This window comes from Caballeronia sp. LP006, from assembly GCF_031450995.1.
GTDB lineage: Bacteria > Pseudomonadota > Gammaproteobacteria > Burkholderiales > Burkholderiaceae > Caballeronia.
This window is the reverse complement of the sequence record NZ_JARTVW010000004.1, coordinates 939,486-965,593: the sequence shown is the minus strand read 5'-3', so window position 1 is coordinate 965,593 and position 26,108 is coordinate 939,486. Positions and strand designations below refer to the sequence as shown.

General features: G+C 62.3%; 19 protein-coding genes and 1 tRNA gene. 15 read left to right on the top strand and 5 right to left on the bottom strand.

The window, feature by feature from the left end; translation table 11 throughout:
• Nucleotides 1–210: 210 nt before the first annotated feature.
• Nucleotides 211–1,737 (top strand): AMP nucleosidase, encoded by a 1,527-nt coding sequence (locus tag P9250_RS14500; protein ID WP_244829172.1) that lies wholly within the window; start codon nt 211–213, stop codon nt 1,735–1,737.
• Nucleotides 1,738–1,986: 249 nt separating this feature from the next.
• On the opposite strand, the gene P9250_RS14495 is transcribed toward P9250_RS14500, so the two are convergent.
• Nucleotides 1,987–2,736: a TIGR00730 family Rossman fold protein gene (locus P9250_RS14495; RefSeq protein ID WP_244829174.1), complete on the bottom strand. Its 750-nt coding sequence runs from the start codon at nt 2,734–2,736 to the stop codon at nt 1,987–1,989.
• Between the two features lies 1 nt (nt 2,737).
• On the opposite strand from P9250_RS14495, the gene polA reads away from it, so the two are divergent.
• The 3 genes from polA to P9250_RS14480 all read left to right on the top strand — a co-directional run bounded on the left by polA (nt 2,738) and on the right by P9250_RS14480 (nt 8,090).
• Nucleotides 2,738–5,476, top strand: coding sequence for a DNA polymerase I (polA, locus tag P9250_RS14490; protein WP_310394167.1), 2,739 nt, complete (start codon nt 2,738–2,740; stop codon nt 5,474–5,476).
• 180 nt (nt 5,477–5,656) lie between these two features.
• Nucleotides 5,657–7,030, top strand: coding sequence for an NAD(P)/FAD-dependent oxidoreductase (locus P9250_RS14485; protein WP_310393681.1), 1,374 nt, complete (start codon nt 5,657–5,659; stop codon nt 7,028–7,030).
• Nucleotides 7,031–7,214: 184 nt separating this feature from the next.
• Nucleotides 7,215–8,090 carry a dienelactone hydrolase family protein gene (locus tag P9250_RS14480; protein ID WP_244829177.1) on the top strand — a complete coding sequence of 292 codons (876 nt, stop codon included), beginning with the start codon at nt 7,215–7,217 and terminating at the stop codon, nt 8,088–8,090.
• Between the two features lie 16 nt (nt 8,091–8,106).
• Here the strand turns inward: P9250_RS14480 and P9250_RS14475 are convergent, their stop codons facing one another.
• Complete coding sequence (locus tag P9250_RS14475) at nt 8,107–8,976, bottom strand: sulfurtransferase (RefSeq protein WP_310393678.1); 870 nt, start codon at nt 8,974–8,976, stop codon at nt 8,107–8,109.
• A gap of 180 nt (nt 8,977–9,156) precedes the next feature.
• Nucleotides 9,157–10,263 carry an aromatic ring-hydroxylating dioxygenase subunit alpha gene (locus P9250_RS14470; RefSeq protein ID WP_244829179.1) on the bottom strand — a complete coding sequence of 369 codons (1,107 nt, stop codon included), beginning with the start codon at nt 10,261–10,263 and terminating at the stop codon, nt 9,157–9,159.
• A 309-nt stretch (nt 10,264–10,572) separates the two neighbouring features.
• On the opposite strand from P9250_RS14470, the gene P9250_RS14465 reads away from it, so the two are divergent.
• The 4 genes from P9250_RS14465 to folE2 all read left to right on the top strand — a co-directional run bounded on the left by P9250_RS14465 (nt 10,573) and on the right by folE2 (nt 14,738).
• A complete protein-coding gene (locus P9250_RS14465; RefSeq protein ID WP_250526557.1) occupies nt 10,573–10,908 on the top strand; it encodes an exodeoxyribonuclease VII small subunit in 336 nt (111 codons plus the stop codon).
• Complete coding sequence (locus tag P9250_RS14460; protein ID WP_250526558.1) at nt 10,905–11,792, top strand: polyprenyl synthetase family protein; 888 nt, start codon at nt 10,905–10,907, stop codon at nt 11,790–11,792. Before P9250_RS14465 ends, P9250_RS14460 begins: the two co-directional genes overlap by 4 nt.
• A gap of 79 nt (nt 11,793–11,871) precedes the next feature.
• Entirely contained in the window at nt 11,872–13,788 is a 1,917-nt protein-coding gene (dxs, locus tag P9250_RS14455) for a 1-deoxy-D-xylulose-5-phosphate synthase (RefSeq protein WP_310393673.1), read from the top strand.
• Nucleotides 13,789–13,934: 146 nt separating this feature from the next.
• Nucleotides 13,935–14,738, top strand: coding sequence for a GTP cyclohydrolase FolE2 (gene folE2 / locus P9250_RS14450; protein ID WP_250509845.1), 804 nt, complete (start codon nt 13,935–13,937; stop codon nt 14,736–14,738).
• 8 nt (nt 14,739–14,746) lie between these two features.
• On the opposite strand, the gene P9250_RS14445 is transcribed toward folE2, so the two are convergent.
• Nucleotides 14,747–15,664 (bottom strand): LysR substrate-binding domain-containing protein, encoded by a 918-nt coding sequence (locus P9250_RS14445; RefSeq protein ID WP_250526560.1) that lies wholly within the window; start codon nt 15,662–15,664, stop codon nt 14,747–14,749.
• A 106-nt stretch (nt 15,665–15,770) separates the two neighbouring features.
• On the opposite strand from P9250_RS14445, the gene P9250_RS14440 reads away from it, so the two are divergent.
• Both P9250_RS14440 and P9250_RS14435 read left to right on the top strand, forming a co-directional pair.
• Nucleotides 15,771–17,015, top strand: coding sequence for an MFS transporter (locus P9250_RS14440; RefSeq protein ID WP_310393670.1), 1,245 nt, complete (start codon nt 15,771–15,773; stop codon nt 17,013–17,015).
• A 31-nt stretch (nt 17,016–17,046) separates the two neighbouring features.
• Complete coding sequence (locus P9250_RS14435; RefSeq protein WP_310393668.1) at nt 17,047–17,673, top strand: glutathione S-transferase family protein; 627 nt, start codon at nt 17,047–17,049, stop codon at nt 17,671–17,673.
• 221 nt (nt 17,674–17,894) lie between these two features.
• Here the strand turns inward: P9250_RS14435 and tsaD are convergent, their stop codons facing one another.
• Nucleotides 17,895–18,923 carry a tRNA (adenosine(37)-N6)-threonylcarbamoyltransferase complex transferase subunit TsaD gene (tsaD, locus tag P9250_RS14430; protein ID WP_244829187.1) on the bottom strand — a complete coding sequence of 343 codons (1,029 nt, stop codon included), beginning with the start codon at nt 18,921–18,923 and terminating at the stop codon, nt 17,895–17,897.
• A 69-nt stretch (nt 18,924–18,992) separates the two neighbouring features.
• Between tsaD and P9250_RS14425 the strand changes: the two genes are divergently transcribed.
• The 5 genes from P9250_RS14425 (at nt 18,993) to P9250_RS14405 (ending at nt 25,556) form a co-directional block, all read left to right on the top strand.
• The gene (locus tag P9250_RS14425; protein WP_310393666.1) at nt 18,993–20,204 is read left to right on the top strand and encodes an NAD(P)/FAD-dependent oxidoreductase; all 1,212 of its coding nucleotides are present in this window, start codon (nt 18,993–18,995) and stop codon (nt 20,202–20,204) included.
• Between the two features lie 317 nt (nt 20,205–20,521).
• On the top strand, nt 20,522–20,968 hold the full coding sequence (locus P9250_RS14420; protein ID WP_244829189.1) for a GatB/YqeY domain-containing protein: 447 nt from the start codon (nt 20,522–20,524) through the stop codon (nt 20,966–20,968).
• 19 nt (nt 20,969–20,987) lie between these two features.
• A complete protein-coding gene (gene dnaG, locus P9250_RS14415; protein WP_310393663.1) occupies nt 20,988–22,868 on the top strand; it encodes a DNA primase in 1,881 nt (626 codons plus the stop codon).
• A gap of 425 nt (nt 22,869–23,293) precedes the next feature.
• Nucleotides 23,294–25,354, top strand: a complete 2,061-nt coding sequence (gene rpoD / locus P9250_RS14410) for an RNA polymerase sigma factor RpoD (RefSeq protein WP_244829191.1) — start codon at nt 23,294–23,296, stop codon at nt 25,352–25,354.
• Between the two features lie 125 nt (nt 25,355–25,479).
• Nucleotides 25,480–25,556 (top strand) — tRNA-Ile (locus P9250_RS14405).
• The last annotated feature ends 552 nt before the right edge of the window (nt 25,557–26,108 follow it).

The window sequence follows — 26,108 nt, the reverse complement described above, 5'->3', positions numbered from 1 at the left end:
CCAGGCGATGGCCGGATTCTAGCAAAACGCGAACCCCATGCCGGCGCAACGCCTTATTTTGCGCTGCTTCGCGGATTTCGGCCGGAACGTTCAAAAAGCTGTTGCGCGCCGTGTTCGCACGCACTTGCGCGGCGCGGGGGCTTCATGGTTCTTGCATGCTTCCGTGTTAATGTCGATGACTACGAGGGCATCAGACACGCATACAAGATCATGACAAACGACCGGACTCAGACCACTCAGGGAACGCCTGCAAACGACTTCCCGACCGAATCATTCGACGACCCCGCAGCCGCCGTCTCGCGGGTCTCCGCCATCTACGAAGCCAACACCGCTTTCCTGCGCGACGCGTTCGCGCGGTATCGGCGCAACGAGCAGTTCACGCATCGCGTGCGCGCGTGCTATCCGTTCGTGCGCGTGCGTACCGAGCTCAACACGCAGATCGACTCGCGGCGCTCGTATGGTTTCGTCGCCGGGCCCGGCATCTTCGAGACTACGCTCACGCGTCCGGATCTCTTCGGCGATTATTATCGCGAGCAGTTGCGGCTCTTGACGAAGAACCATCATGTGGGCATTGAAGTGGGCGTGTCGGCGCAACCCATTCCTATTCACTTCGCGTTCGCCGAAGGCATCCATCTCGAAGGCGATCTCGACCGCGATCGCCTGCTCGCCATGCGCAATGTCTTCGATACCCCGGACCTCGCGCTGCTCGACGACCGCATCGTGAACGGCACGTATGAGCCCGCCGCGGGCGAGCCTCATCCGCTTGCGCTCTTCACGGCGGCGCGGGTGGATTTTTCGCTGCATCGGCTGCGGCACTACACGGCGACTTCCCCCACGCATTTTCAGAACTACGTGCTTTATACGAACTACCAGTTCTATATCGACGAGTTCGTGAAGCTCGGCCGCACGCTGATGTCGCGCGCGGATGACGAGGAAACGCGCGCGTATCGCAGCGAGTATTCGTCGTTCGTCGAACCGGGCGATGTCGTCACCTACAACGCCAATCTCGGCGAACAACCGGAGGAAGGCGCGCCAATCGCGCGTCTGCCGCAGATGCCCGCGTATCACCTGAAGCGCGCGGATGGCAGCGGCATCACGATGGTGAACATCGGCGTGGGGCCGTCGAACGCAAAGACCATCACGGATCACATCGCGGTGCTGCGTCCGCACGCGTGGGTCATGCTCGGGCATTGCGCGGGCTTGCGGAACACACAGCGTCTGGGCGATTACGTGCTGGCGCACGGCTATGTGCGCGAGGATCACGTACTGGATGACGACCTGCCGCTGTGGGTGCCGATTCCCGCGCTGGCGGAAGTGCAGGTCGCGCTCGAGAAGGCCGTGGCGCAGGTGACACAACTCGAAGGCGTGGAACTGAAGCGCGTGATGCGCACGGGCACCGTCGCGAGTGTGGACAACCGGAATTGGGAATTGCGCGATCATCGCGAGCCGGTGCAGCGGCTGTCGCAAAGCCGCGCGATCGCGCTCGATATGGAAAGCGCGACCATCGCCGCGAACGGCTTCCGGTTCCGCGTGCCTTATGGGACGTTGCTATGCGTGTCGGACAAGCCGCTGCATGGCGAACTCAAGCTGCCGGGCATGGCCGATCAGTTTTATCGTGCGCAAGTGGATCAGCACTTGCAGATCGGCGTGAAGGCAATGGAACTACTGCGCATGAATGGCCTGTCGCGGTTGCATAGCCGGAAGTTGCGCAGCTTTGCGGAGGTGGCGTTTCAGTGAGACGTCGAAACGCGAAGAAGCGAAGCGGGCGGTCTTCTTCAAGGCGGCTCGTGCGTGGCTGAAGATTGCGATGCGCCATGCAGCGGCTCGACAGCGAACGCCTATGCGGGCGCCGGCAAACTCCAGTATTCGATTCGGAAGACTACGCTTTATGGGCGTGTGTCAGAGAGATGCTGCTCGTGAATGAGGCGAGAGAGGGGAAAGGGCGAGAGGGAAGATAGCGATTCCGCTCGCCCGACAGCCTTCGAATCACAAATAAAACATCCGGTCCTCATCCGACTTACCTTCCGCCGGTTGCTCTGCCGCGCCTTCGCGATCTTCATAGAAGCGCAGCACTGCATCGAGCACTTGATCGGGGTCGTCGATCACTTGCATGAGTCCAAGATCTTTTTCGCCGATGACGCCATTGGTCAACAGCGTGTTCTTGAACCAGTCGAGCAAGCCGGCCCAAAATTCGGCGCCCACCAGCACGATAGGCACGTGGCGCGACTTCTTGGTCTGAATGAGCGTGAGCACTTCGGCCAGTTCGTCAAGCGTGCCGAAGCCGCCCGGCATCACGACGACCGCATCCGAATTCTTGACGAACGTGACCTTGCGCGTGAAGAAGTGACGGAAGCGCAGCGAGATGTCCTGCCATTGATTGCCCGACTGCTCGTGCGGCAATTCGATGTTGAGACCCACCGACGGCGACTTGCCCGCATGCGCGCCTTTATTGGCTGCTTCCATGATGCCGGGACCGCCGCCGGAGATCACGGCAAAGCCTGCATCGGAGAATTTTTGCGCGATTTCAATGGTCCGCTGATAGTACGGCGACTCGGGTTTGAGACGCGCGGAACCATAGATGCTGATGGCAGGACGGATCTCCGAGAGGTACTCGGTAGCCTCGATAAACTCTGCCATAATCGTGAACATCTGCCACGATGCGCGAGCCTTTTTGGCCGTCGCGCGCTCTTGATCTGCGAGCGATCGCAGACTCGGAATCACTTTTCTCTTGTTCATAATGCCTGAAGAACGAAGTCTTGAAGGTAAGACCCTGCTATTGGTCGACGGTTCTAGCTACTTGTACCGGGCTTACCATGCCATGCCTGACCTGCGCGGCCCCGACGGCGGGCCGACCGGCGCACTGTATGGAATGATCAACATGCTGCGACGCCTTAGGCGTGAAACCAATGCAGAGTATAGCGCGTGCGTCTTCGACGCCAAAGGCAAGACGTTTCGCGACGACTGGTACGCCGACTACAAGGCCAACCGGCCTTCCATGCCCGAAGACCTTTCGAAGCAGATCGAGCCCATTCACGTCGCCGTGCGTGCGCTTGGCTGGCCGCTCGTGATGATCGAAGGCGTCGAAGCCGACGACGTCATCGGCACGCTCGCGGTTCAGGCCGAAAAGCGCGGCATGAAAGTGATCGTCTCGACGGGCGACAAGGATCTGGCTCAACTCGTGACGGATCATGTCACCCTCATCAATACGATGACCAACGAAACGCTCGATCGCGCCGGCGTCATCGCCAAGTTCGGCGTGCCGCCGGAACGTATCGTCGATTATCTTTCGCTCATCGGCGATACGGTCGATAACGTGCCGGGCGTCGAAAAGTGCGGTCCCAAGACTGCGCTCAAGTGGCTCACGCAATACGACTCCCTTGATGGCATCGTAGAACATGCGGGCGAGATCAAAGGTGCGGTAGGAGACAATCTGCGCAAGGCTCTGGACTTCCTGCCCATGGCTCGCAAGCTCGTTACCGTACACACGGAATGCGACCTCGCGTCGCAGATCGCGTCGATCGACGAAACGCTCGAAAGCCGTCCCGAGTCGCGTGACGAGTTGCGCGACGTGTTCCTGCGTCACGGCTTCAAGACTTGGCTGCGCGAAGTCGAAATCGCGGATGCCGTCGAAGGCCCGACCGACACGCCGCCCGCCGAAGTCACGGAGATCGTCCACCACTACGAGACGGTGCAGACGTGGGAACAGTTCGGCGCGTGGCTCGAACGCATCGATGCCGCCGAGATCACTTCGTTCGATACCGAAACCACCGCGCTCGACCCGATGACCGCGCAAATCGTCGGCTTGTCCATCTCGGTCGAACCGGGTCATGCCGCATATGTTCCGCTCGCGCATCGCGGGCCGGACGCACCCGTGCAACTGCCGCGCGATGAAGTGCTCGCGAAGCTCAAGCCGTGGCTCGAAGACGAATCGAAGAAGAAGGTCGGCCAGCATCTGAAATACGATGAGCAGGTGCTCGCCAATTACGGCATCGTCATGCGCGGCGTCGAGCATGACACGTTGTTGCAGTCGTACGTGCTGGAGTCGCATCGGCCGCATGACATGGACAACCTCGCGCTGCGGCACTTGGGCGTGAAGACCATCAAATACGAGGACGTCGCGGGCAAGGGCGCGTCGCAAATCGGTTTCGACGAAGTCGCGCTCGACAAGGCGGCCGAGTATGCCGCCGAAGATGCGGACATCACATTGCGTCTGCATCAGGCGCTTTACCCGCAAGTCGTGCAGGAAGAGGGCTTGTTGAAGGTATATCGCGAGATCGAATTGCCGACTTCGCGCGTGTTGCGCAAGATGGAGCGCAACGGCGTGCTGATCGATCGCGCGAAGCTCGACACGCAGAGCAACGAGATCGCCAAACGGCTGATCGACTTGCAAACGGAAGCCTATGAACTGGCGGGCGGCGAATTCAATCTCGGGTCGCCCAAGCAGATCGGACAGATCTTCTTCGAGAAACTCGAACTGCCGGTGGTGAAGAAGACGCCGAGCGGCGCGCCTTCCACCGACGAAGAAGTGCTGCAAAAACTCGCCGAGGATTATCCGCTGCCGAAGGTGCTGCTCGAACATCGCGGGCTGTCGAAGCTCAAGTCCACTTATACGGACAAGCTCCCGCGCATGGTGAATGCATCGACGGGACGCGTGCATACGAACTATGCGCAGGCTGTCGCGGTGACAGGGCGCTTGTCGTCGAACGAGCCGAACTTGCAGAACATCCCGGTGCGAACGGGCGAAGGCCGGCGCATCCGCGAGGCGTTCATCGCGCCGCCGGGTTGCAAGATCGTATCGGCGGATTACTCGCAGATCGAGCTGCGCATCATGGCGCATATCTCGGGTGACGAATCGTTGTTGCGCGCGTTCAAGGAAGGCGAGGACGTGCACCGCGCGACCGCGTCGGAAGTGTTCGGCGTGACGCCGATCGAAGTGTCGAACGACCAGCGGCGTATCGCCAAGGTGATCAATTTCGGCTTGATCTATGGCATGAGTTCGTTCGGGCTCGCGTCGAATCTCGGCATCACGCGCGACGCGGCGAAGCTTTATATCGACCGCTATTTCGCGCGTTATCCGGGCGTTGCCGACTACATGGAGCGCACACGCGTGACCGCGAAGATGAACGGCTACGTGGAGACCGTGTTCGGCCGGCGTCTGTGGCTGCCGGAGATCAACGGCGGCAGTGGTCCGCGTCGTCAGGCGGCCGAACGCGCGGCCATCAACGCGCCCATGCAGGGAACGGCCGCTGATCTCATCAAGTTGTCGATGATCGCGGTGCAGGACTGGATCGAGGCTACGAATATCCACGCGAAGATGATCATGCAGGTACACGATGAGCTCGTGCTCGAAGTTCCCGAAGAGGAACTGCCCGAAGTCAGGAAGCGCTTACCCGAATTGATGTGTGGCGTCGCCAAGCTGAACGTGCCGCTCGTGGCTGAGGTGGGCGTCGGCAATAACTGGGAAGAAGCACACTGAGCAAAAAGAGCGCGCTGAATGCCAGACATGCGAGGCCGGCCATTGCAAGTGCGCCGCGCGTTCAAGCAGAATGGTTTTTGGAAGGTGAGACATCGGGCCGACATGTCGTCGAACGTACGTGCGGTCCGAGGCTCGGTAAGTTGATTACTCCGCGTGCGGAGAAAAATTCGGGAGAGCTTTATGCATCGATTCATCATCGTCGGCGGAGGGGCCGGCGGTCTCGAATTGGCGACTCGTCTCGGCGACCGTTTCGGTACGACGGACAGTAAAACGGCACCGCGTGCACAAGTCACGCTGGTGGACCGTAATCCCACGCATATCTGGAAGCCGCTTCTGCATGAAGTGGCCGCAGGCAGCATGGACCCGTTCACGCAGGAACTCGAATACGCCGCGCAGGCCATGTGGCACGGCTTCGAGTTTCAGCAGGGCGAGTTGATCGCGCTGAACCGCGCGACAAAACGCATTACCATCAGCGCGTTGCGCGACGACGAAGCGGGCGAGGTCTTGCCGCAGCGCGAGCTGGAATACGACACGCTCGTCATTGCCATCGGCAGCACGACGCATTTCTTCGGCGTCGAAGGCGCGCAGCAACATTCCATCGCGCTCGATACAGTTGGCCAGGCCGAGCTCTTTCGCAAGCGGCTCATCGCGGCATGCATGCGCGCCGAGCACTTTGCGCCGGAAGCGGTGGCGGCGGGCATCGACGATTCCGAAGGGCCGCCCGTGCCGCTCGGTTCGCCGAACGCGCCGCGCATTCAGGTGGCGATCGTCGGCGCGGGTGCGACGGGTGTGGAATTGTCGGCGGAACTGCGCAACACGGCGCACGTGCTTTCCGCGTACGGTTTGCACAAGCTGGATCCGAAGCACGACATCGGTATCGTGCTGATCGAAGCGGGGCCGCGCATTCTGCCCGCGCTGCGCGACACCGTATCGACCGCGACGGCCGAGCTATTGACGAAGCTGGGCGTGTCCTTGATGACGGGCGAAACCGTCGCGGAAGTCTCGCGCGATTCCATTCGCACGGCGAGCGGCAAGACCATTCGCGTGGACCTCACGGTGTGGGCGGCGGGCATCAAGGCGCCGGCCATTCTCTCGCAGCTCGACGGCTTGCCGACCAATCGTCTCGGCCAGCTCATCGTGCGCCGCACGCTGCAAACGGAAGCCGACGACAACATATTCGCCCTGGGCGATTGCGCCGCGTGTCCGTGGCCCGGCAACGAGCGCGGTGTGCCGCCGCGCGCGCAGGCGGCGCATCAGCAGGCGAGCTTTCTCTTTAAGGCTTTCGAGCGCCGCATGAACGGCAAATCGCTGCCGGAATATACGTACCGCGATTTCGGTTCGCTCGTGTCGCTCGGTCGCTATAGCGCGGTCGGCAGCCTGATGGGCGGGCTCATCGGCGGCAACATGATGATCGAAGGCCTCTTCGCGCGCTTCATGTACATGTCGCTGTATCGGCTGCATATCGCCGCGCTCCACGGCTACGCGCGCATGGTGCTCGACACCATCGCGCACTGGCTGCGCCGGTCCACCGCGCCGCGCGTCAAGCTGCACTGAGCTGCATCGACGCTGCAAAGCTGTTTAGAATGAGCGGCGCGCCTTGTAATGTGTCGGGCGCGTTCGCTTGGGAGTCGTACAGCGCCGCGCGTCGTGAAGCCTTGAACACGCTCGCGCGGTTCCAGAATCCATGCCGCCGGCCGCGCGAATCGACGCCTGCCGGCGCTTGCCGCGGGAGCTTTGCATGCTTACCCCTGAAGTCGACAGCCTCATTCCCCACGTTCCGTTCGACCGTCGCAACTTCATCAAGGCAGCTTTCGGCACAGGCTTCGCAGCGTGCGTGCTGCCCGTGTCGGCACAAACCATTCATACCGATGACGCCGGTCTCGAAGCCGGCGCCGTGGGCGTGCGCGGCGCGGATGGCGTGCTCGTGCCGGCGTATCGCGCGCAGCCGAAGGGCAAGACGCATCTGCCGGTCGTCATCGTGATCCACGAGATTTTCGGGGTGCACGAGCATATCGCCGATGTCTGCCGGCGCTTCGCCAAGCAAGGCTATCTCGCCATCGCGCCGGATCTCTACACGCGTCAGGGTGATGCCTCGGCGTACAAGTCCATGCAGCTTCTCAACGAGCAGCTCGTCTCGAAGGTGCCTGACTCGCAAGTGATCTCGGACATCGACGAAACCGTCAAATGGGCGGGCGAGCACGGCGGCGATCTGAAGCGGCTAGGTATCACCGGGTTCTGCTGGGGCGGGCGCATTACGTGGCTTTATGCGGAGCACAATCCGCACGTGAAGGCGGCTGTTGCATGGTACGGGCGCGTCACGGGGAACAAGACGGCGAACACGCCGAGCAACCCGATCGACAACGCGGCCGAGCTCAATGTGCCTGTGCTCGGGCTATACGGCCGGCAGGATCAGAGCATTCCGCAGGACACGCTCGAACAGATGAAGCAGGCCGTGGCGAATGGCCAGCCGAAGGCGCGGGAGTCGCAGATCGTCGTGTATGACGACGCGCCGCACGCGTTCTTCGCGGATTATCGGCCGAGCTATCGCAAGGAAGACGCGGAGGATGGCTGGAAGCGCGCGCTCGCGTGGTTCCGCGAGCACGGCGTCAAGTGACGGTGCTTTACGCGCTTCAAGGCTTCGCGCCGGTCGCAACGGGCCTGCCCGGATCGGCGCTCCATTCGCTCCACGATCCCGGATACAACGCCGCGCCGTGCAGACCGGCAATCTCCATGGCGAGCGCGTTATGACACGCCGTCACGCCCGAGCCGCATTGCAGCACGATGCGGTCGGTGGGCGTGGCGCCGATCAGCGAGCCGAACGCATCGCGTAATTCGTGCGCGGTCTTGAAGCGGCCTTCCGGCGTCAAATTGTCCTTGAAGAAGCGATTCAGCGCGCCGGGAATGTGACCGCCGACGGGATCGAGCGTCTCGTTCTCGCCGCGATACCGGTCCGCGGCGCGCGCATCGATTAGCAGATGGTCGCGCGTGCCGATGCTGCGTTCGATCGCCGGAGCATCGATGGTGACGGCAAGCGGCGCGGCGGCCTTGAACGTGCCGTCTGTCTTTTGCGGCGCGGCGGTATCGAGTGGCTGACCTGCTGCCTCCCACGCGGGCAAACCGCCGTCGATCAGCGCGACGGAATCGTGACCGAGCCAACGCAGGAGCCACCACAAACGCGACGCGTACATGCCGCCTTGCGCGTCGTAGGCGACGACTTGCTGGCCTTCGTTTAGCCCGAAGCTCGCGAGTTTTTCGACGAGCGCGCCGCGTTCGGGCAACGGATGACGTCCGTTCGACCCCGTCTTGACGCCGGACAAGTCGCGGTCGAGATGAAGATAGTGCGCGCCCGGAATATGACCTTGGGCATAAGCCGCTGCGCCGGATTCAGGCGCGGCGAGGTCGAATCGGCAATCGAACACGAGCACGCTGCCGGGCGCGGCGGCGAGCCGTTCGGCAAGATTCGTCGCCGAGATGAGCGTGGTGTAGTGGGTGTGCGGCATGACGGCTCCTGTGTCGGACAGAGTGTGCGCTTCGGCGCGCGACCCCGATCCCTTGCAAAGCGTCCGCGCCCGGTCGTGTCAATCGCCGCGCGCGTGAAGTGGGGATACAGCTAGTCTAAACAAAAAGGCGGACTCGAAAGCCCGCCTTTTCATGATTCCCGCGCGATAGCCGAACGGCGTTCAGATAGCCCCGAGCTGATGCCGCAGAAACTCGTGGAAATGCTGCATGCCGGATTCCATCGGGCTCTGATACGGCCCGACCTGATTCTCGCCACGCGACATGAGCGCGCGCCGGCCGGCGTCCATGCGCTCGGCGATTTCATCGTCCTCACGCGCGGTTTCCATATAGGCCGCACGTTCCGCCTCGATGAACTCGCGCTCGAAAAGCGCAATCTCCTCGGGATAGTAGAACTCGACGATGTTGGTCGTCTTCTGCGTGCCCTGCGGGATCAGCCACGAGACCACCAGCACGTGCGGATACCACTCGATCATGAGACCGGGGTAATACACCATCCAGATGGCGCCGAATTCGGGCGGCGTACCGTTACGGAAGCGCAGGACTTCGTCGTGCCATTTGCGATACGTCGGGCTGCCCGGCTTCTCCAGATTTTTGTGCACGCCGACGGTCTGGACGCTGTACCAGTCGCCGAATTCCCACTCGAGGTTGTCGCACGACACGAAGCTGCCGAGTCCCGGATGGAACGGCGCGACGTGATAGTCCTCCAGATAAACCTCGATGAAGGACTTCCAGTTGTAGTTGCACTCGTGCACTTCGACGTGATCGAACATATAGCCCGAAAAGTCGAAATGACGCGCCGTGCCGAGTTTCGCGAGATCGGCCGCGACATTGCGACCCGCGGCCTCGAAGAGAAGGCCTTGCCAGTTTTGCAGCGGCGTGGCGCCGAGATTCAAGCAGGGCTTGTCGGCGAAATGCGGCGCGCCGAGCAACTGGCCGTTCAGATCGTACGTCCAGCGATGCAGCGGGCAGACGATGTTGTCCGCGCTGCCGCGACCGTTCAGCATGATTGCCTGGCGATGGCGGCACACGTTCGACAGCAATTCGATATTCGACTGCTGATTGCGCACGAGCACGCGCCCTTCGCCCTCGCCAGGAAGCGCGAAATAGTTTCCCGCTTCGGGAACCATGAGTTCATGCCCGACGTAGCGTGGACCAAGCTTGAAAAGTGTTTCGATTTCGCGCGTAAGAAGCGCTTCGTCAAAGTAAGCCGTGACTGGCAACTGACTGTGAATGGCATTCAGTTGCAATGCATTGCTCAGATTGGACATTCCCACTCCCGTTAAGACGTGAAAGCAGTGAACAACCCAACCATCGAAGATTCGATTTAGGGAGCCCGCGATTATACCGAAATCCGCCACACTCGGGCGTATAAGGTCTTGATTTGGGTATAAATTGTTGCAGGAGTTCCGTTCAAAGCCGGCGCGAGGGCGTCGCGTCCCTACGCCGGGCGGCTGTGGCGCAAGCTCAAGGATTAGCCGTCTCCACGCTTTGCGACGGACGTGTTTCGGGTCGAAAAACTGGCTTTTGCCGTAGAATGTGCGACTTGGTTCCAAAATACATTTGCACATCCACGATTCATGGCGAAGACCGCTGTCCCCGATACACGCGAAGAAACCGGTGCAGGCGCGCTTGCCAACGACGCCGCGCCGCTTCCGGAAAACTACGAAACAGCGCTCGCGGAACTCGAATCACTCGTCGGCCGCATGGAAGCGGGCGCGCTGAGTCTCGAGGAGTCGCTCGCGGCATACCGGCGCGGCGCCGCGCTTGTGGGCTTTTGCCAACAACAGCTCGAAAAAGTCGAGCAGCAGGTGCGCGTGCTCGATGGCGAGACGCTCAAGCCGCTGCCCGCCGAGGTACAGCGCGCGACCCAGGGTGCAGGAGCCACCAACGACCGAGGGGACGACGACCTATGAGCTTCAAACAATGGATGCGTGCCACGCTCGATCGCGTCGAGACCGCGCTGGAGCACTATCTGCCGGGCACGGACATCGCGCCGGCGCGTCTGCACGAAGCCATGCGGTACGCGGTGCTGGGCGGCGGCAAGCGTGTGCGGCCGCTTCTCGTGCACGCTGCGGGCGAACTGACCCACGCGAGCGCGCCCGCCGTCGAAGCGGCAAGCGCGGCGCTCGAAATGATTCACGTCTATTCGCTCGTGCATGACGATATGCCCGCAATGGACGACGACGCGTTGCGTCGCGGCAAGCCCACGGTACACGTGCAATATGACGAAGCGACGGCACTGCTCGTCGGCGACGCGTTGCAGTCGCAGGCGTTCGTCGCGCTGACATCCGAGGGCAATGGTCTGAGCGATACCCAGCAGGCCGCGCTCGTGCGCGAACTGGCTCTCGCAAGCGGCTCGCTCGGCATGGCGGGCGGTCAGGCCATCGATCTCGAAAGCGTCGGGCGCAAGCTGTCGCGGCCGGAGCTCGAAACCATGCATCGCAAGAAGACGGGCGCGTTGCTGCGCGCCTCGGTGCGCATGGGTGCGCTCGCGGGCGAACGTCCGGACGCCAAGGCGCTCGCGGCGCTCGATCATTACGCCGCCGCGGTCGGCCTCGCGTTTCAGGTAGTGGACGATATCCTCGATGTCACGGCGGACTCCGCCACGCTTGGCAAGACCGCGGGCAAGGATGCGCAGCACGACAAGCCCACGTATGTTTCGATCATCGGGCTGGACGCGTCGCGCGAACTCGCCGCGCAACTCGGCCGCGATGCGCACGCTGCAATAGAGCCGTTCGGCGCGCGCGGTCAGCGCCTGGCCGAACTTGCCGACCTGGTTGTGAACCGGGTGCACTGAACGTTGAATGCGTGACGAACCCCACGGCGCAATGACCGCGTTGAACGAATCACGCCAGTTTTCCTAAAATGGGACGACGATGTACGACTTGCTGAAAACCATCGACGATCCGGCCGACCTTCGCGCCCTCGATCGACGCCAACTGCAGCCGCTTGCCGACGAACTGCGGGCCTATGTGCTCGACAGCGTGTCGCAGACGGGCGGCCATCTCTCGTCCAATCTCGGCACGGTAGAGCTGACGATCGCGCTGCATTACGTATTCGATACGCCGAATGACCGTATCGTCTGGGACGTCGGCCATCAGACGTATCCGCACAAGATCCTGACAGGCCGGCGCGACCAGATGCACTCGTTGCGTCAGTTGAACGGCATCTCGGGCTTCCCGCGCCGCAGCGAGTCGGAGTACGACACGTTCGGCACGGCGCATTCGAGCACGTCGATATCGGCGGCGCTCGGCATGGCGATCGCCAACAAGCTGCAGGGCGACAACCGCTATTCCATCGCCGTGATCGGCGACGGCGCGATGACCGCGGGCATGGCCTTCGAGGCAATGAACAACGCCGGCGTCGCCGACGACGTGCCCTTGCTCGTGATCCTCAACGACAACGACATGTCGATCTCGCCGCCCGTGGGCGCGTTGAATCGTCATCTCGCCCGTCTGATGTCGGGCCGCTTCTACGCCGCCGCGCGCGCCGGTGTCGAACGCGTGCTGCGCGTCGCGCCGCCCATGCTCGATCTCGCCCGCAAGCTCGAAGAGCACGCGAAGGGCATGATCGTGCCAGCCACGCTCTTCGAAGAGTTCGGCTTCAACTACATTGGGCCAATCGACGGTCACGATCTCGATTCGCTCATTCCGACGCTGCAGAACATCAAGGAACTGCGTGGTCCGCAATTCCTGCACGTCGTGACCAAGAAAGGCCAAGGCTACAAGCTCGCCGAAGCCGATCCGGTGCTCTATCACGGTCCCGGCAAATTCAATCCGGCCGAAGGCATCAAGCCATCGACGGCGCCCTCGAAGAAAACCTACACGCAGGTGTTCGGCGAATGGCTGTGCGACGCTGCCGCGCAAGACTCGCGCGTGGTTGCCATCACGCCTGCCATGCGCGAAGGCTCGGGCATGGTCGAATTTGAAAAGCGCTTCCCGGATCGTTATTACGATGTCGGCATCGCCGAGCAACATGCGGTGACATTTGCGGGCGGCTTGGCTGCAGACGGCATGAAGCCCGTCGTCGCCATCTACTCGACTTTCCTGCAGCGCGCGTACGACCAGCTGATCCACGACGTCGCGCTGCAGAATCTGCCAGTGGTGTTCGCCATCGACCGCGCGGGTCTCGTCGGCGCGGACGGTGCAACGCACGCGGGCAATTACGACCTCGCGTTCCTGCGCTGCATCCCGAACATGACGGTGATGGCCGCATCCGACGAAAACGAATGCCGTCAGATGCTCTACACCGCGCTTCAGCAGCCGAACCCGACAGCCGTGCGGTATCCGCGTGGCGCGGGCACGGGCGTGGCAACCGTCAAGCAAATGACCGCCATTCCGCTTGGCAAGGGCGAGGTGCGCCGCGAGTCGTCGCAGAAACTCGGCTCGGGCAAGCGCATCGCCGTTCTCGCGTTCGGCACCATGGTCGCGCCGTCGCTCGTTGCCGCCGAAGAGTTGGATCTGACGGTGGCCAACATGCGCTTCGTGAAGCCTGTCGACGCCGACTTGCTGCGCGAACTCGCCGCCACTCACGACGCGCTCGTGACGATCGAGGAAGGCGCGATCATGGGCGGTGCGGGTTCGGCATGCGTCGAAGCGCTGCTGGCCAGTTCGGTCGTGAAGCCCGTGCTTCAGCTTGGTTTGCCGGACGTCTTCATCGATCACGGCGATCCCGCGAAGCTGCTTGCAAGCGTCGGTCTGGACGGTGCGGGTATCGCGACGTCTATTCGCGAGCGCTTTCTCAACGCGGTCGTGAGCGCCCAGCCGGGCAAGCTGGAAAAGCGCGTTGCCTGACGTTTCAGCCTGACGCGGCGCGCTCGGGCGCGCCGTGCTTTGCACTTAGTCTCTACACGGCGCGGGCCGCAATCCGCGCCGTTTTCGCTTACGAGTTATGAAGCGCGCTTTCAGGAAAGACCGCGCGAGCCCAAGGACAAGAATCAATGAACCAGATGAATCCCGCCTTCGTGATGCCCGACGTTCAAAGCACGCCTGATACGCGTCAGATCGCCATTGCGCGTGTCGGCGTGAAGGGAGTGCGGCATCCGTTGTCGGTGCGGTCGGCAAACGGCGTGCAGCCGAGCGTTGGCGTATGGAATCTCGACGTGCATCTGCCCGCCGAGCAAAAGGGCACGCATATGTCGCGTTTCGTCGCGCTGCTCGAGGAAAATCGCGAGCCGCTCGATCAAACTTCCCTGCGTGCGCTGCTCGTCTCGATGCTCACGAAACTGGAGGCGCATTCCGGCCGTATCGAAGTGAGTCTGCCTTACTTCGTCATGAAGACCGCGCCGGTGTCCGGCGTGCAGAGTCTCCTGGATTACGACGTAAGCTTTATTGCCGAAACGCGCGACGGCGAAACGCGCATGACCATGAAAGTGCTCGTCCCCGTTACGAGCCTTTGTCCTTGCTCGAAGAAGATTTCGCAGTACGGCGCGCACAATCAGCGCTCGCACGTGACCATCACGGCGGAGTTGGCGGGCGAAGTCGCGGTGGAAGAACTGGTGCGAATCGCCGAGGAAGAGGCGTCGTGTGAATTGTGGGGCTTGCTCAAGCGGCCCGACGAGAAGTTCGTGACCGAGCGTGCGTATGAAAATCCGAAGTTCGTCGAGGACCTCGTGCGCGACGTGGCCACGCGGCTGAATGCCGATACGCGCATCGTCGCTTATGTGCTCGAAGCCGAAAACTTCGAGTCGATCCACAATCACAGCGCGTATGCGGTGATCGAGCGCGACAAGCGTCTCGGTTGAGCGAAGGCTCAAGCCGCCACGGTTTGAGTCGATGCGTGCATCTCGCGCACCGAATCCATCACGAGTGACGCGAGCCGGTCGACCACGGGCGATCCCGCGCCCGATCCGCGATGCAGCGCGAGCGGAATCGACGGCAGCGACGGCAAGCCGCTCTCATCGCATTCGAGGGCGCGCACCGTGGTTGGCACGCCATAGGCCGTGCGCACCGTCACGCCGAGACCTGCGGCGGCGGCCGCCCACAATCCCGACAGACTCGGACTCGTGAACGCGATGCGCCACTTGATGCCCGCGCGATCCAGCGCTGCGGCCGCCGCGCTGTGAAAGAGACACGGACGGTCGAACGCGATCAACGGTAGCGGCTCGTCCGGATCGAACTGCCACGGTACTGTCGATGACACGATCCAGCGCATCGGCGGCGCGGCGATCGGTTGAGGGAGGCTGGTTGCGTTGCCAACGTCGGTTGCGCTGCCTGCGCCCCAGACGAGCGCGAGATCGAGCTGACCCGACTCGATACGCTCCAGCAATTCGGTGTTGCGCGCCACCCGCGCTTCGATCCGCACTTTTGGATGCGCCCGCGCAAAGCGGCCCAGCACTTCCGGCAGCAAAACTTCGCCGAAGTCTTCCTGCAGACCGAGCCGTATCCAGCCTTCGAGATCGACGCCGCGCACCGCGACCGCCGCTTCATCGTTCAATTCGACGAGACGGCGCGCATAGGCGAGCATCACCGCGCCCGCGTCGGTGAGCGCGAGCCCACGTCCCGATTTACGAAAAAGCGGCGTGCCCGCCTGCTCTTCCAGCTTGCGGATCTGCGCGCTGACGGCGGAAGTCGAGCGACCGACGCGGTCCGCGGCCTTGGCGAAACTTCCCAAGTCCATGCCCGCGACGAAGCTGCGAAGAACCGCGAGGTCGAACGTGGTTTGAGTCATGGCAACAATCCTGTTTTATCGAACGATCGATGCAAAACTTTGCTATTTTCAGGATGATCGTATGTCGTCACACTGGGTTCAGTCAAATTGAAAATAGGGCGGCGACATGGCAACTTCTTTAGCTTTGAACACAGCGTCGCGTTCGAGCGCGCATCGATGGAAAGTGCTCGGCGTGGGCGTGGCCGCCAACGCGAGCTTTTCGGCGGCGATCGGCGGCATTCCGACGACGGCCGTCTGGATGCGCAGCGGCTATCACTTCGGCAACGGCGAAGTCGGACTCGTGCTCGGCGCGCTCGGGCTGGGGCTTGCGGTATCGGAACTTCCTTGGGGATTGCTCACCGACCGCTGGGGCGACCGGCCCGTCTTGCTGACGGGACTGTTCGCGACGGCTGCCGTGCTGCTCGGCATGAGCGTCTTCGCGGTGCCGTCGGGCTTCGGCGCGGCGCCCGCGCTCGGCTGGCTCGTTTTCGCGATGTTCCTGCTCGGCACGCTCGGCGGCAGCGTCAACGGATCGAGCGGGCGCGCGGTCATGGCGTGGTTTGGCGAAGGCGAGCGCGGTCTCGCGATGAGCATCCGCCAGACCGCCGTGCCGATGGGTGGCGGTCTGGGCGCGGCGTTGCTGCCGTGGCTCGCTTCATCGCACGGTTTTGGCGCGGTGTTCGGCACGCTCGCCGCAATGTGCGCGATCTCCGGCGCATTCACCTGGCGCTGGCTGCATGAGCCCCCGGAAAGGTCGCATCGCGCGGACGCGGGGGTATCGCAGGCAACGACGGTTGCGCCGTTGAGAGATGCGCGGATCTGGCGCGTGGTGCTCGGTATCGGCGTGCTGTGCGTGCCGCAATTCGCGGTGCTGACCTTCGCGACGGTTTTCATGCACGACGCGGGACACTTCGGCGTCGCGGCGATCAGCGCGACGATGGGCGCGCTGCAACTCGGCGCCATGATCATGCGCGTCTGGAGCGGCCGTCATACGGATCGTCGCGGCAACCGGCGCGCGTATTTGCGCGGGTCGGTGGTGGTCGCGTCGGTGTCGTTCGTGGCGTTGGCGGCGGCAACCGCGCTGGGCGTCGCGCAGCTTCCGTACTTGCTCGCGGCGATGTCGGTCTTTGCGGGCATTTGTGTATCGGCATGGCATGGGGTGGCGTACACCGAACTCGCCACGCTCGCCGGCATGCAGCGCGCCGGCACGGCGCTCGGCATGACCAACACGGCCGTCTACGTGGGCTTGTTCGTGACGCCGCTTGTCATTCCGCATGTGCTGGCGGCCACTTCGTGGCCGGGCGTGTGGCTGCTGGCGGGCGTGTGCGCGTTGCTCGCGTGGCCATTGTTTCCGAAGCCCGCGCGCGCTTAAACTGTTCGACCCGAACTTTGCGGAGTGCGTCGTGATTCTCATCGGCCAATACGATTCCCCGTTTGTCAGACGCGTGGCCATTGCGCTGAATCTTTATGGCATTGGCTACGAGCATTGGCCGTGGTCGACTTTCGGCGATGCCGGCAAGATCGCGCCGTTCAATCCGCTCTCGCGCGTGCCGACACTCGTGCTGGAGTCGGGCGACACGGTGATCGAGAGCGCGACGATCCTCGACTATCTCGATGAATTCGTCGGCGACGACCGCGCGATGATTGCGCAAAGCGGCGCGCAGCGTCGTGCGGCGCTGAAGGTGTGTGCGCTCGCGACGGGTCTCGCGGACAAGGCTGTGGCGCTGGTCTACGAGCGCGTGATGCACGCGGAAAAGTCGCAGGCTTGGGTCGAGCGCTGCACGGGTCAGATCGAACGCGTGCTCGACGTGCTGGAAGCGGATCGCGCGGCGCGTCCGACGCCTTTCTGGTTCGGCGATGCAATCGGTCACGCGGATATCGCCGTTGCGTGCGCGCTGCGGTTCGTGCGCGAAGCGCATGGGGCGTTGGTCAGCGGGAATCGCTGGCCGGCGTTGATCGCGCATGGCGATCGGTGTGAGGCGCTGCCGGCGTTCGGGGCGGTTGTGCAGGCGTTCGATCCGCCGAAATGAACGTTGGAGCCACGCCCTTTTCCTCATTTGGCGATGCATTGGCCGCGCGAATATTGCCGTTGCGTGCGTGCCGCCCGTTCGCGCAAGGCGCATGCGTCGCTAATTCGTGAGCGCGTTGGCCGGCGTTGGTCGCGTGTTGCGATCAGTGTGGGTTTTGACTATGTCGAGGTCGTCGGGCGGTTAATTCAGCAAACCAGACTTCGCACGAAGCCACGCAAAGATCAAACTCGCGCCAGCGAACTCAAATCCCATCTGGGCTTCACCGTAAATGCATAATCCCGCCCGGCCTGCTCCGGCCAGCGGGCAAGCCGCAACGCGCCCGCCAGCGCGATCATCGCGCCGTTATCGGTGCAAAGCGCCAGGTCGGGGTAATGCACGTCGAAGCGCCGCTTCCTTGCCGCAGCCGACAACGCCTCGCGCAACTGCCGGTTCGCACCGACGCCGCCCGCCACGACCAGCCGCTTCAGCCCGGTTTTCTTGAGCGCCGCGAGCGACTTGGCGACGAGCACGTCGACGGCTGCATCGACGAAACCTCGCGCCAGATCCGCCTTTGCCTGCTCGCAGACATTCGCGCCGAGCTTGCGGCTTTGAGTCAGCACGGCGGTCTTCAAGCCGCTGAAGCTGAAGTCGAGATCGCCTGAATGCAGCATCGGACGCGGCAGCGTGACCGCGCCCGGCGTGCCGAATTCCGCCAGCCGCGACACTTCCGGCCCGCCCGGATAACCCAGCCCGAGCAGCTTTGCGGTCTTGTCGAAGGCTTCGCCCGCCGCGTCGTCGAGCGTTTCGCCGAGCGTCTCGTAGACGCCGATATCGGTGACGCGCATCAGTTGCGTATGGCCGCCCGATACGAGCAGCGCGACGAACGGAAACGGCGGCGGGGCATCGACGAGTAGCGGCGACAACAGGTGTCCTTCGAGATGATGGATGCCGACAGTCGGTTTGTCCCATGCCATCGCCAGCGCATTGGCGATGCTCGCGCCCACCAGCAGCGCGCCCGCAAGCCCCGGACCTTGCGTGAACGCGATGGCATCGATGTCGGCGCGCGCAGCGTGGGCCTCGGCCATGACTTGTTCGAGGAGCGGCAGCGCCCGGCGGATGTGATCCCGCGAAGCTAGTTCGGGCACCACGCCGCCGTACTCGCGATGCATCGCGATCTGCGAATGCAGGGCATGCGAGAGGAGGCCGCGCTCCGTGTCGTAGAGGGCGAGGCCGGTTTCGTCGCAGGAGCTTTCTATGCCGAGAACTAGCATGGGTTGAGCGCTTGAAGGGAACAGAAAAGTATAGCAGTGTAACGACGCCCCCCAGTTACAATGCGCGCCATGGAATCCTTCGATATCGCCGTGATCGGCGCGGGCGCGGCCGGCATGATGTGCGCGGCAGTCGCCGCCCAGTCGGGGCGTCGCGTCGTGCTGATCGACCACGCCGAGCGTCTCGCCGAAAAAATCCGTATCTCGGGCGGCGGCCGCTGCAACTTCACCAATCTCAACGCGCAGCCGGCAAACTTCTTGTCGGCGAATCCGCATTTTTGCCGCTCCGCGCTCGCGCGCTACACGCCGCGCGACTTTCTCGCGCTCTTGAAGCAGTACCGCGTGAAATGGCATCAAAAGCACAAAGGCCAGCTTTTTTGCGACGATTCGAGCGAAACCATCATCGACGTGCTCAAAAGCGAATGCGATGCCGGCAGCGTCGCGTGGCGGCGCCCGGTGAGCGTCCACGAGATCCGGCACGACGGCGCGCGCTTCACGCTCGACACCTCGGCGGGCGCAATCGACGCGGCCGCGCTCGTCATCGCGACGGGCGGCTTGTCCATTCCGAAGATCGGAGCGACGGATTTCGGGTATCGCGTGGCGAAACAGTTCGGCCACAAGCTAGTCGAGACGCTTCCCGCGCTCGTGCCGCTCACTTTCACGTCCGCCGACTGGGCGCCGTTCGCTGCGTTGTCGGGGCTGTCGCTGCCGGTTCGCATCGGCACGGGCAAGGGCAAGACGCGCAGTGAATTCGACGAGGACTTGCTGCTGACGCATCGCGGGCTGTCCGGTCCGGGCGTGCTCCAGATTTCGAGTTTCTGGAATACGTCGGAGCCGATCCACGTCGATCTCCTGCCCGACGCCGACGCCACCGAACTCCTGCTCGAAGCCAAGGCGGGATCGAAGAAACAAATAGGCAACTTTCTCGCGGACCACGTTCCCGCACGGCTCGCGCACGCGTGGCTCGAAGCGCAGCATGTTTCCGTCGATGCCCGCCTCGCCGATCTCCCCGACCGCACGCTCAAGGGCCTTGGCGCGTCGTTGTCGGACTGGACGATCACGCCGAGCGGCACCGAAGGTTATCGCAAGGCCGAAGTCACGCGCGGCGGCGTCGATACCCGCGAACTCTCGTCCACGACGATGATGAGCGAGCGCGTCGCGGGCTTGTATTTCATCGGCGAGGCTGTCGATGTGACGGGCTGGCTCGGCGGCTACAACTTTCAATGGGCGTGGGCTTCCGGCGTCGCGGCGGGCAAGGCCGCGGCGGAGTTCGCGCACGGCTGAGACGGGTCGTTCCGGCCGCCGTGGCGCGGTCTCGAAACGCCATCGCGCCTGCTATACTCGAACGGTTATCGGAGGATTCCGTATTTGTTCGAAGGCGCCTCGAAACGCGCGTTCGGGCACGGATTCTTTCGCTCCGGCTGACGTCACGATGGCCTCAAGCTTCGCCGCGGTTTCAACGGCCTCGCTCAAAGTCCCGCTTGAGGAAGCATTCCCAAGCGGGTTTTTGCTTTAGCGGAAAGGGTCGGGAGCCGCACGGGCACGCGTCGCGCCAGCCGGGTTTTCAATATCGCGAATTTCGTAATTGCACCGGGTGAACGATGAGCCTCAAGGATCAGATCAACGACGACATGAAAAATGCCATGCGCGCGCGCGAAACCGAGCGCCTCGGCACCATTCGCCTGCTGCTCGCAGCCATCAAGCAGCGAGAAGTCGATGAGCGCATCACGCTCGACGACACGGCCGTCGTCGCCGTCGTCGACAAGATGATCAAGCAGCGCAAGGACTCCATCAGCCAGTTTCAAGCGGCCAGCCGCGACGATCTCGTGGCGAAGGAAAACGCCGAACTCGCCGTGCTCGCGGCGTACATGCCCGAACAGCTTTCCGCCGATGCCATCGCCGCTGAAGTCGAGGCCGCCATCGCCGCGACGGGCGCAGCCGGCCCGCAAGACATGGGCAAGGTCATGGGCGCGCTGAAACCGAAGCTCGCGGGCAAGGCGGATATGACGGCCGTTTCCGCGCAGGTCAAGTCCGCGCTCGCCAAGTAATCAGCGGCGTTCGCCTACGTTGATACCGCACGCATTCCTGCAGGACCTGCTCAACCGCGTCGATATCGTCGACGTGGTGGGCCGTTACGTCCAATTGAAGAAGGGCGGCGCGAACTTCATGGGTTTGTGTCCGTTTCATAACGAAAAGAGCCCGTCGTTTACGGTCAGTCCGACCAAGCAGTTCTATCACTGCTTCGGCTGCGGCGCGCATGGCACGGCCATCGGTTTTTTGATGGAGCATACGGGGCTGACGTTTCCCGAGGCCGTGAAGGACCTCGCGCAGTCGGCGGGTCTGACCGTGCCGCAGGAGCCGTCGTTTCGCGGCGGCGCGGGTGGCGCGGGCGGTGACGCCTACGCCAACGCGCCGAGCAAGGCCGTCAGCGTCGCGCTCACCGAAGTCATGCAGACCGCCTGCGACTTCTATCGCAAACAGTTGCGCGGCGCGCCTAACGCCATCGGTTATCTAAAAAAACGCGGCTTGACTGGCGAGATCGCGGCGCGCTTTGGCTTGGGCTACGCGCCCGACGGCTGGCAGAATCTCGAAAGCGCGTTTCCCGATTATCGCCATGAAAATCTGGTGGAAGCAGGGCTCGTAATCGTCAGCGAAAAAACCGACGCGCAAGGGCAAGCGCGCCGCTACGACCGCTTCCGCGAACGTGTGATGTTCCCTATTCGAAATGTGAAGGGCAACGTCATTGGCTTTGGCGGACGCGTGCTGGACAGCGGCGAACCGAAGTATCTGAATTCGCCGGAAACGCCTTTATTCAGCAAAGGCAGCGAGCTTTACGGCCTTTTCGAAGCGCGTCTTGCCATTCGTGAACTGGGTTATGCGCTCGTCGTCGAAGGTTATATGGACGTGGTCGCGCTTGCGCAGCTAGGTTTCGCGAACGCCGTCGCCACGCTCGGCACGGCTTGCACGCCGGTCCACGTACAGAAGCTTTTTCGACAGACGGAAACGGTGGTCTTCAGCTTCGACGGCGACTCCGCCGGCCGACGCGCCGCGCGCCGCGCACTCGAAGCCGCGCTGCCGCACGCAGCGGACAACCGCACGATCAAGTTCCTGTTTCTACCGAAAGAGCACGATCCGGACAGCTATGTGCGCGAATTCGGCGCCGACGGTTTTGGTGAGCAAGTCGACCGCGCAATGCCGCTGTCGCAATTCCTGCTCAACGAGGTGCTGAACGACAAGGAACTCGACCAGCCCGAAGGCCGCGCGAAGGCCCTGTTCGACGCGAAGCCGCTGTTGCAGGCGCTGCCCGCCAACGCATTGCGCGTGCAGATTCTGCATATGCTGGCCGACCGCCTCGCTACGCCGTTCACGGAAATCGCCGCGCTTTGCGACATCGACTCGCGTGCCGCCGCTGTCGCCCGCGCGATGGTGCCGAGGAGCGAACGCCGGCGTGTCACGGGTCAGGAACAGCGCGCGCTACGCAATCTGGTGATGTATCCGGGCATCGCGGCATCGCTCGATCGAATCAGCGAACGCACGCTCGTCACCATGACCGAGCATGGCGAACTGTTCAGCGAAGTCATCGCGCATGCGCGCGAACTGGGCGCGAGCGCAGAATTCCAGATGCTTTCAGACATCTTGAGAAACGCAGCAAACGCGCCCACCTACGAGGATATCTTCCAGGAAATTCTCGCCTATGATGAAAACGTGCGGGATTTACTGATGCGCGATCCGTCCGACGAGGACGCCGCGCAGCGTGTGGAAGAGCAGAAACGCCTGCTCGCCGAAGAGTTGCAAGCGACGGTACTGAAATTGCAACACGACAGCTATCGCGCGCGGCTAGATTTGCTGGCGCGGCAGCCGGGACTTTCGCCGGAAGACGTTGCGGAGTTCTCGGAGCTTTCGGCGAAGATCGCGCAGATCAAGGCGGGACGGGCGGCTAGCCCTTAAGCCGGATAGCGAGATGCTATAATAAAATGTTAAAAAGTAGTTGCTTTTTGTCAATTCCTCTCCCGTTTCGAAGGGTGAAATCCCTTCATTGGTGCGTGGAATAGTTAGCGAAGGAAGCAGGGAAGTTGCAGCAAGGCGCTGGTTGAATCGGCTGTCGGAGTCATGTAAAAGCGGTGCGCAGCACGCGTTTGAGCATTGCTCCGACACGAAACGGACAGGAAAGCACGCCGACGTACAGACGGGCGCAAGGGAAGCGGCTGCTATCGTGGTGAAGGGCGTTTGGCGAATTCGCCGTGATGAACCGCGACGGATTCAACCGCGATGGCGCCCCGGGCAGGGCACGCAGGACGATGCAGCGTGCGCATTTGGTATTTACGGTTCCATCGGCTGTTGTCCAGCAGCCGCGAGTCGAGACTAAAGCCTGTATGGCGAACTCCATGACGAAAAAGCTGAACGATGTACCCGTCGAAGACGACGCAACGCAAACTGCGGAGCCCACCGCCGCGCCTGCGGCGAAGGTCGAAAAGGCCAAGGCTCGCGACCGCCGTGCGAAGGAAAAGGCGCTTCTGAAGGACGCGTTCGCGTCGAGCGCGCCCGGCACTGTCGAGGAGATCGAGGAGCGTCGCTCGAAGCTTCGTGCGCTCATCAAACTCGGCAAGGAGCGCGGTTTCCTCACGTATGCCGAAATCAACGATCACCTGCCCGATAACTTTACGGAAACCGAGGCGATCGAAGGCATCATCAGCACGTTCAATGACATGGGCGTGGCGGTGTACGAGCAGGCGCCGGATGCCGAAACGCTCCTTCTGAACGACAACGCGCCGAACGCTTCTTCCGACGATGAAGTCGAGGAAGAAGCCGAAGTCGCGCTCTCCACCGTCGACTCCGAATTCGGCCGAACGACCGACCCGGTGCGCATGTACATGCGCGAAATGGGCACGGTCGAGTTGCTGACGCGCGAGGGCGAAATCGAGATCGCGAAGCGTATCGAAGACGGCCTCAAGCACATGGTCATGGCGATCTCCGCATGCCCGACGACCATTGCCGACATTCTCGCGATGGCCGAGCGTGTGCAGAACGAGGAGACGCGCGTCGACGAACTGGTGGATGGCCTCATCGACCCGAACGCGGAAGACACTGACGGTTTTTCCGAACAGGAAGCCGAAGCGATAGAGACCGAGGACGTAGAGCAGCAATCGGACGAGGAAAGCGACGAGGAAGAGGACGACGACGATGGCGCGGCGCAAGCCAGCGCGAACGCCGCCCAACTCGAAGCGCTCAAGCGTCAGTCACTCGAAAAGTTCTCGCTCATCAGCGAATGGTTCGACAAGATGCGGCGCGCCTACGAGAAGGAAGGCTACAAGTCGAAGGCCTATCTGAAGGCGCAGGAAGCCATTCAGACCGAACTCATGAGCATCCGCTTCACCGCGCGTACCGTCGAGCGCTTGTGCGACACGCTGCGCGCGCAAGTGGACGAAGTGCGCCAGGTCGAGCGGCAGATTCTGCACACGGTCGTCGACAAGTGCGGCATGCCGCGCGCGGAGTTCATCACGCGCTTTCCGGGCAGCGAGACGGATCTGGAGTGGGGCGACAAAGTAGTGGCCGAAGGGCACGACTATAGCGCCGTGCTCGAGCGCAATATCCCCGCGATTCGCGAGCAGCAGCAGCGTCTTTTGGACCTTCAGGCGCGCGTCGTGTTACCGCTCAAGGACCTGAAGGAAACCAACCGTCAGATGGCGGCGGGCGAACTGAAGGCGCGTCAGGCGAAGCGCGAGATGACCGAGGCGAATCTGCGTCTCGTGATTTCGATTGCGAAGAAGTACACGAACCGCGGCTTGCAGTTCCTCGACCTAATTCAGGAAGGCAATATCGGACTGATGAAGGCGGTGGACAAGTTCGAATATCGGCGCGGCTACAAGTTTTCGACATACGCGACATGGTGGATTCGTCAGGCCATCACGCGCTCGATTGCGGACCAGGCGCGCACCATCCGCATTCCGGTTCATATGATCGAAACGATCAACAAGATGAACCGCATCTCGCGGCAGATTCTGCAGGAAACCGGGCTGGAACCGGACCCGGCGACGCTGGCCGAGAAGATGGAGATGCCGGAGGACAAGATCCGCAAGATCATGAAGATCGCGAAGGAGCCGATCTCCATGGAAACGCCGATCGGCGACGACGACGATTCGCATCTTGGCGACTTCATCGAAGATACGAACACGGTGGCTCCCTCCGATGCCGCGCTGCATGCCAGCATGCGCGATGTCGTGAAGGACGTGCTCGATTCGTTGACGCCGCGCGAGGCGAAAGTGTTGCGGATGCGCTTTGGCATAGAGATGAGCACGGACCACACGCTGGAAGAAGTCGGCAAGCAATTCGACGTCACGCGTGAGCGGATTCGGCAAATCGAGGCGAAGGCGTTGCGCAAGCTGCGGCATCCTAGCCGTTCGGACAAGCTCAAGTCCTTCCTGGAAGGGAACTGATCGGATCAATGGGCTTGTAATGGAAGGCGTTGTGAGGCAAACTCGCAAACCTTCAGTTGTCGCGCAACGTTTGTATTAGAGAAAGCGCCGCCATGGCGCTTTCTTTTTGCCCTCTGCTTTCAAAAGGGCCGGAAGCTTAACTGGTATAAGCTGTCGACTCATAATCGACCGATAGTGGGTTCGAGCCCCACCCGGCCCACCAGCTTTTTCAACTCAAGTCATCAAACCGTTGGCGGTTTTGCGTCCCTGGTGAGGGGCTTTCAAGAACGACGCTACTCATTCAGCGTGCTGGCTGTCTGCCTTGCTCAGCTTGCCTGCGCCGCTTCGGCGCTCATTCCCTTTCTTGCTCATCCGACGCCTTGTAGGTAAGCAATCAATATCCCGAAATGAAAGTAGCCGGCGATGAGTACACGTACCGGCGAGCTTTGCGCTTTATCGAACGGCAAGGGGACGGCGGTCGCTGCCCACGTCGCCTCGACGACGAGGGTTGTCTTCGCGGGTAGTGGGTCAGCGCTCTGTGGAAAATCAGGCGGTGGCCACGTGTCGCGTTTTACCTCAGTCGCGAACGGGCTAGTTCGACGTGCGTGGCAATCGGTCTTTGGAATGCCAAAAATGGCAATCCGGACGAGACCGCTTGCGATCCGCTGTCGTCACTCGAGTCTTCACAAAGACGCCGTCGGCTGTCAGCGTCTAGCCGCCGTTCGTTCGGGGCGGGGCGCTTGCTACTTATCTTTCCCATTGCGGTTTTTCGACG

Bases quoted from the DNA above. Each gene is read 5' to 3' on its own strand.
- P9250_RS14440 (WP_310393670.1), top strand. From the start codon at position 15,771: ATGGCAACTTCTTTAGCTTTGAACACAGCGTCGCGTTCGAGCGCGCAT.
- P9250_RS14495 (WP_244829174.1), bottom strand. From the start codon at position 2,736: ATGAACAAGAGAAAAGTGATTCCGAGTCTGCGATCGCTCGCAGATCAA.
- folE2 (WP_250509845.1), top strand. From the start codon at position 13,935: ATGAACCAGATGAATCCCGCCTTCGTGATGCCCGACGTTCAAAGCACG.
- P9250_RS14420 (WP_244829189.1), top strand. From the start codon at position 20,522: ATGAGCCTCAAGGATCAGATCAACGACGACATGAAAAATGCCATGCGC.
- P9250_RS14425 (WP_310393666.1), top strand. From the start codon at position 18,993: ATGGAATCCTTCGATATCGCCGTGATCGGCGCGGGCGCGGCCGGCATG.
- P9250_RS14500 (WP_244829172.1), top strand. From the start codon at position 211: ATGACAAACGACCGGACTCAGACCACTCAGGGAACGCCTGCAAACGAC.
- P9250_RS14470 (WP_244829179.1), bottom strand. From the start codon at position 10,263: ATGTCCAATCTGAGCAATGCATTGCAACTGAATGCCATTCACAGTCAG.
- rpoD (WP_244829191.1), top strand. From the start codon at position 23,294: ATGGCGAACTCCATGACGAAAAAGCTGAACGATGTACCCGTCGAAGAC.
- P9250_RS14445 (WP_250526560.1), bottom strand. From the start codon at position 15,664: ATGACTCAAACCACGTTCGACCTCGCGGTTCTTCGCAGCTTCGTCGCG.
- P9250_RS14480 (WP_244829177.1), top strand. From the start codon at position 7,215: ATGCTTACCCCTGAAGTCGACAGCCTCATTCCCCACGTTCCGTTCGAC.
- dxs (WP_310393673.1), top strand. From the start codon at position 11,872: ATGTACGACTTGCTGAAAACCATCGACGATCCGGCCGACCTTCGCGCC.
- tsaD (WP_244829187.1), bottom strand. From the start codon at position 18,923: ATGCTAGTTCTCGGCATAGAAAGCTCCTGCGACGAAACCGGCCTCGCC.
- P9250_RS14460 (WP_250526558.1), top strand. From the start codon at position 10,905: ATGAGCTTCAAACAATGGATGCGTGCCACGCTCGATCGCGTCGAGACC.
- polA (WP_310394167.1), top strand. From the start codon at position 2,738: ATGCCTGAAGAACGAAGTCTTGAAGGTAAGACCCTGCTATTGGTCGAC.
- P9250_RS14465 (WP_250526557.1), top strand. From the start codon at position 10,573: ATGGCGAAGACCGCTGTCCCCGATACACGCGAAGAAACCGGTGCAGGC.
- P9250_RS14475 (WP_310393678.1), bottom strand. From the start codon at position 8,976: ATGCCGCACACCCACTACACCACGCTCATCTCGGCGACGAATCTTGCC.
- P9250_RS14485 (WP_310393681.1), top strand. From the start codon at position 5,657: ATGCATCGATTCATCATCGTCGGCGGAGGGGCCGGCGGTCTCGAATTG.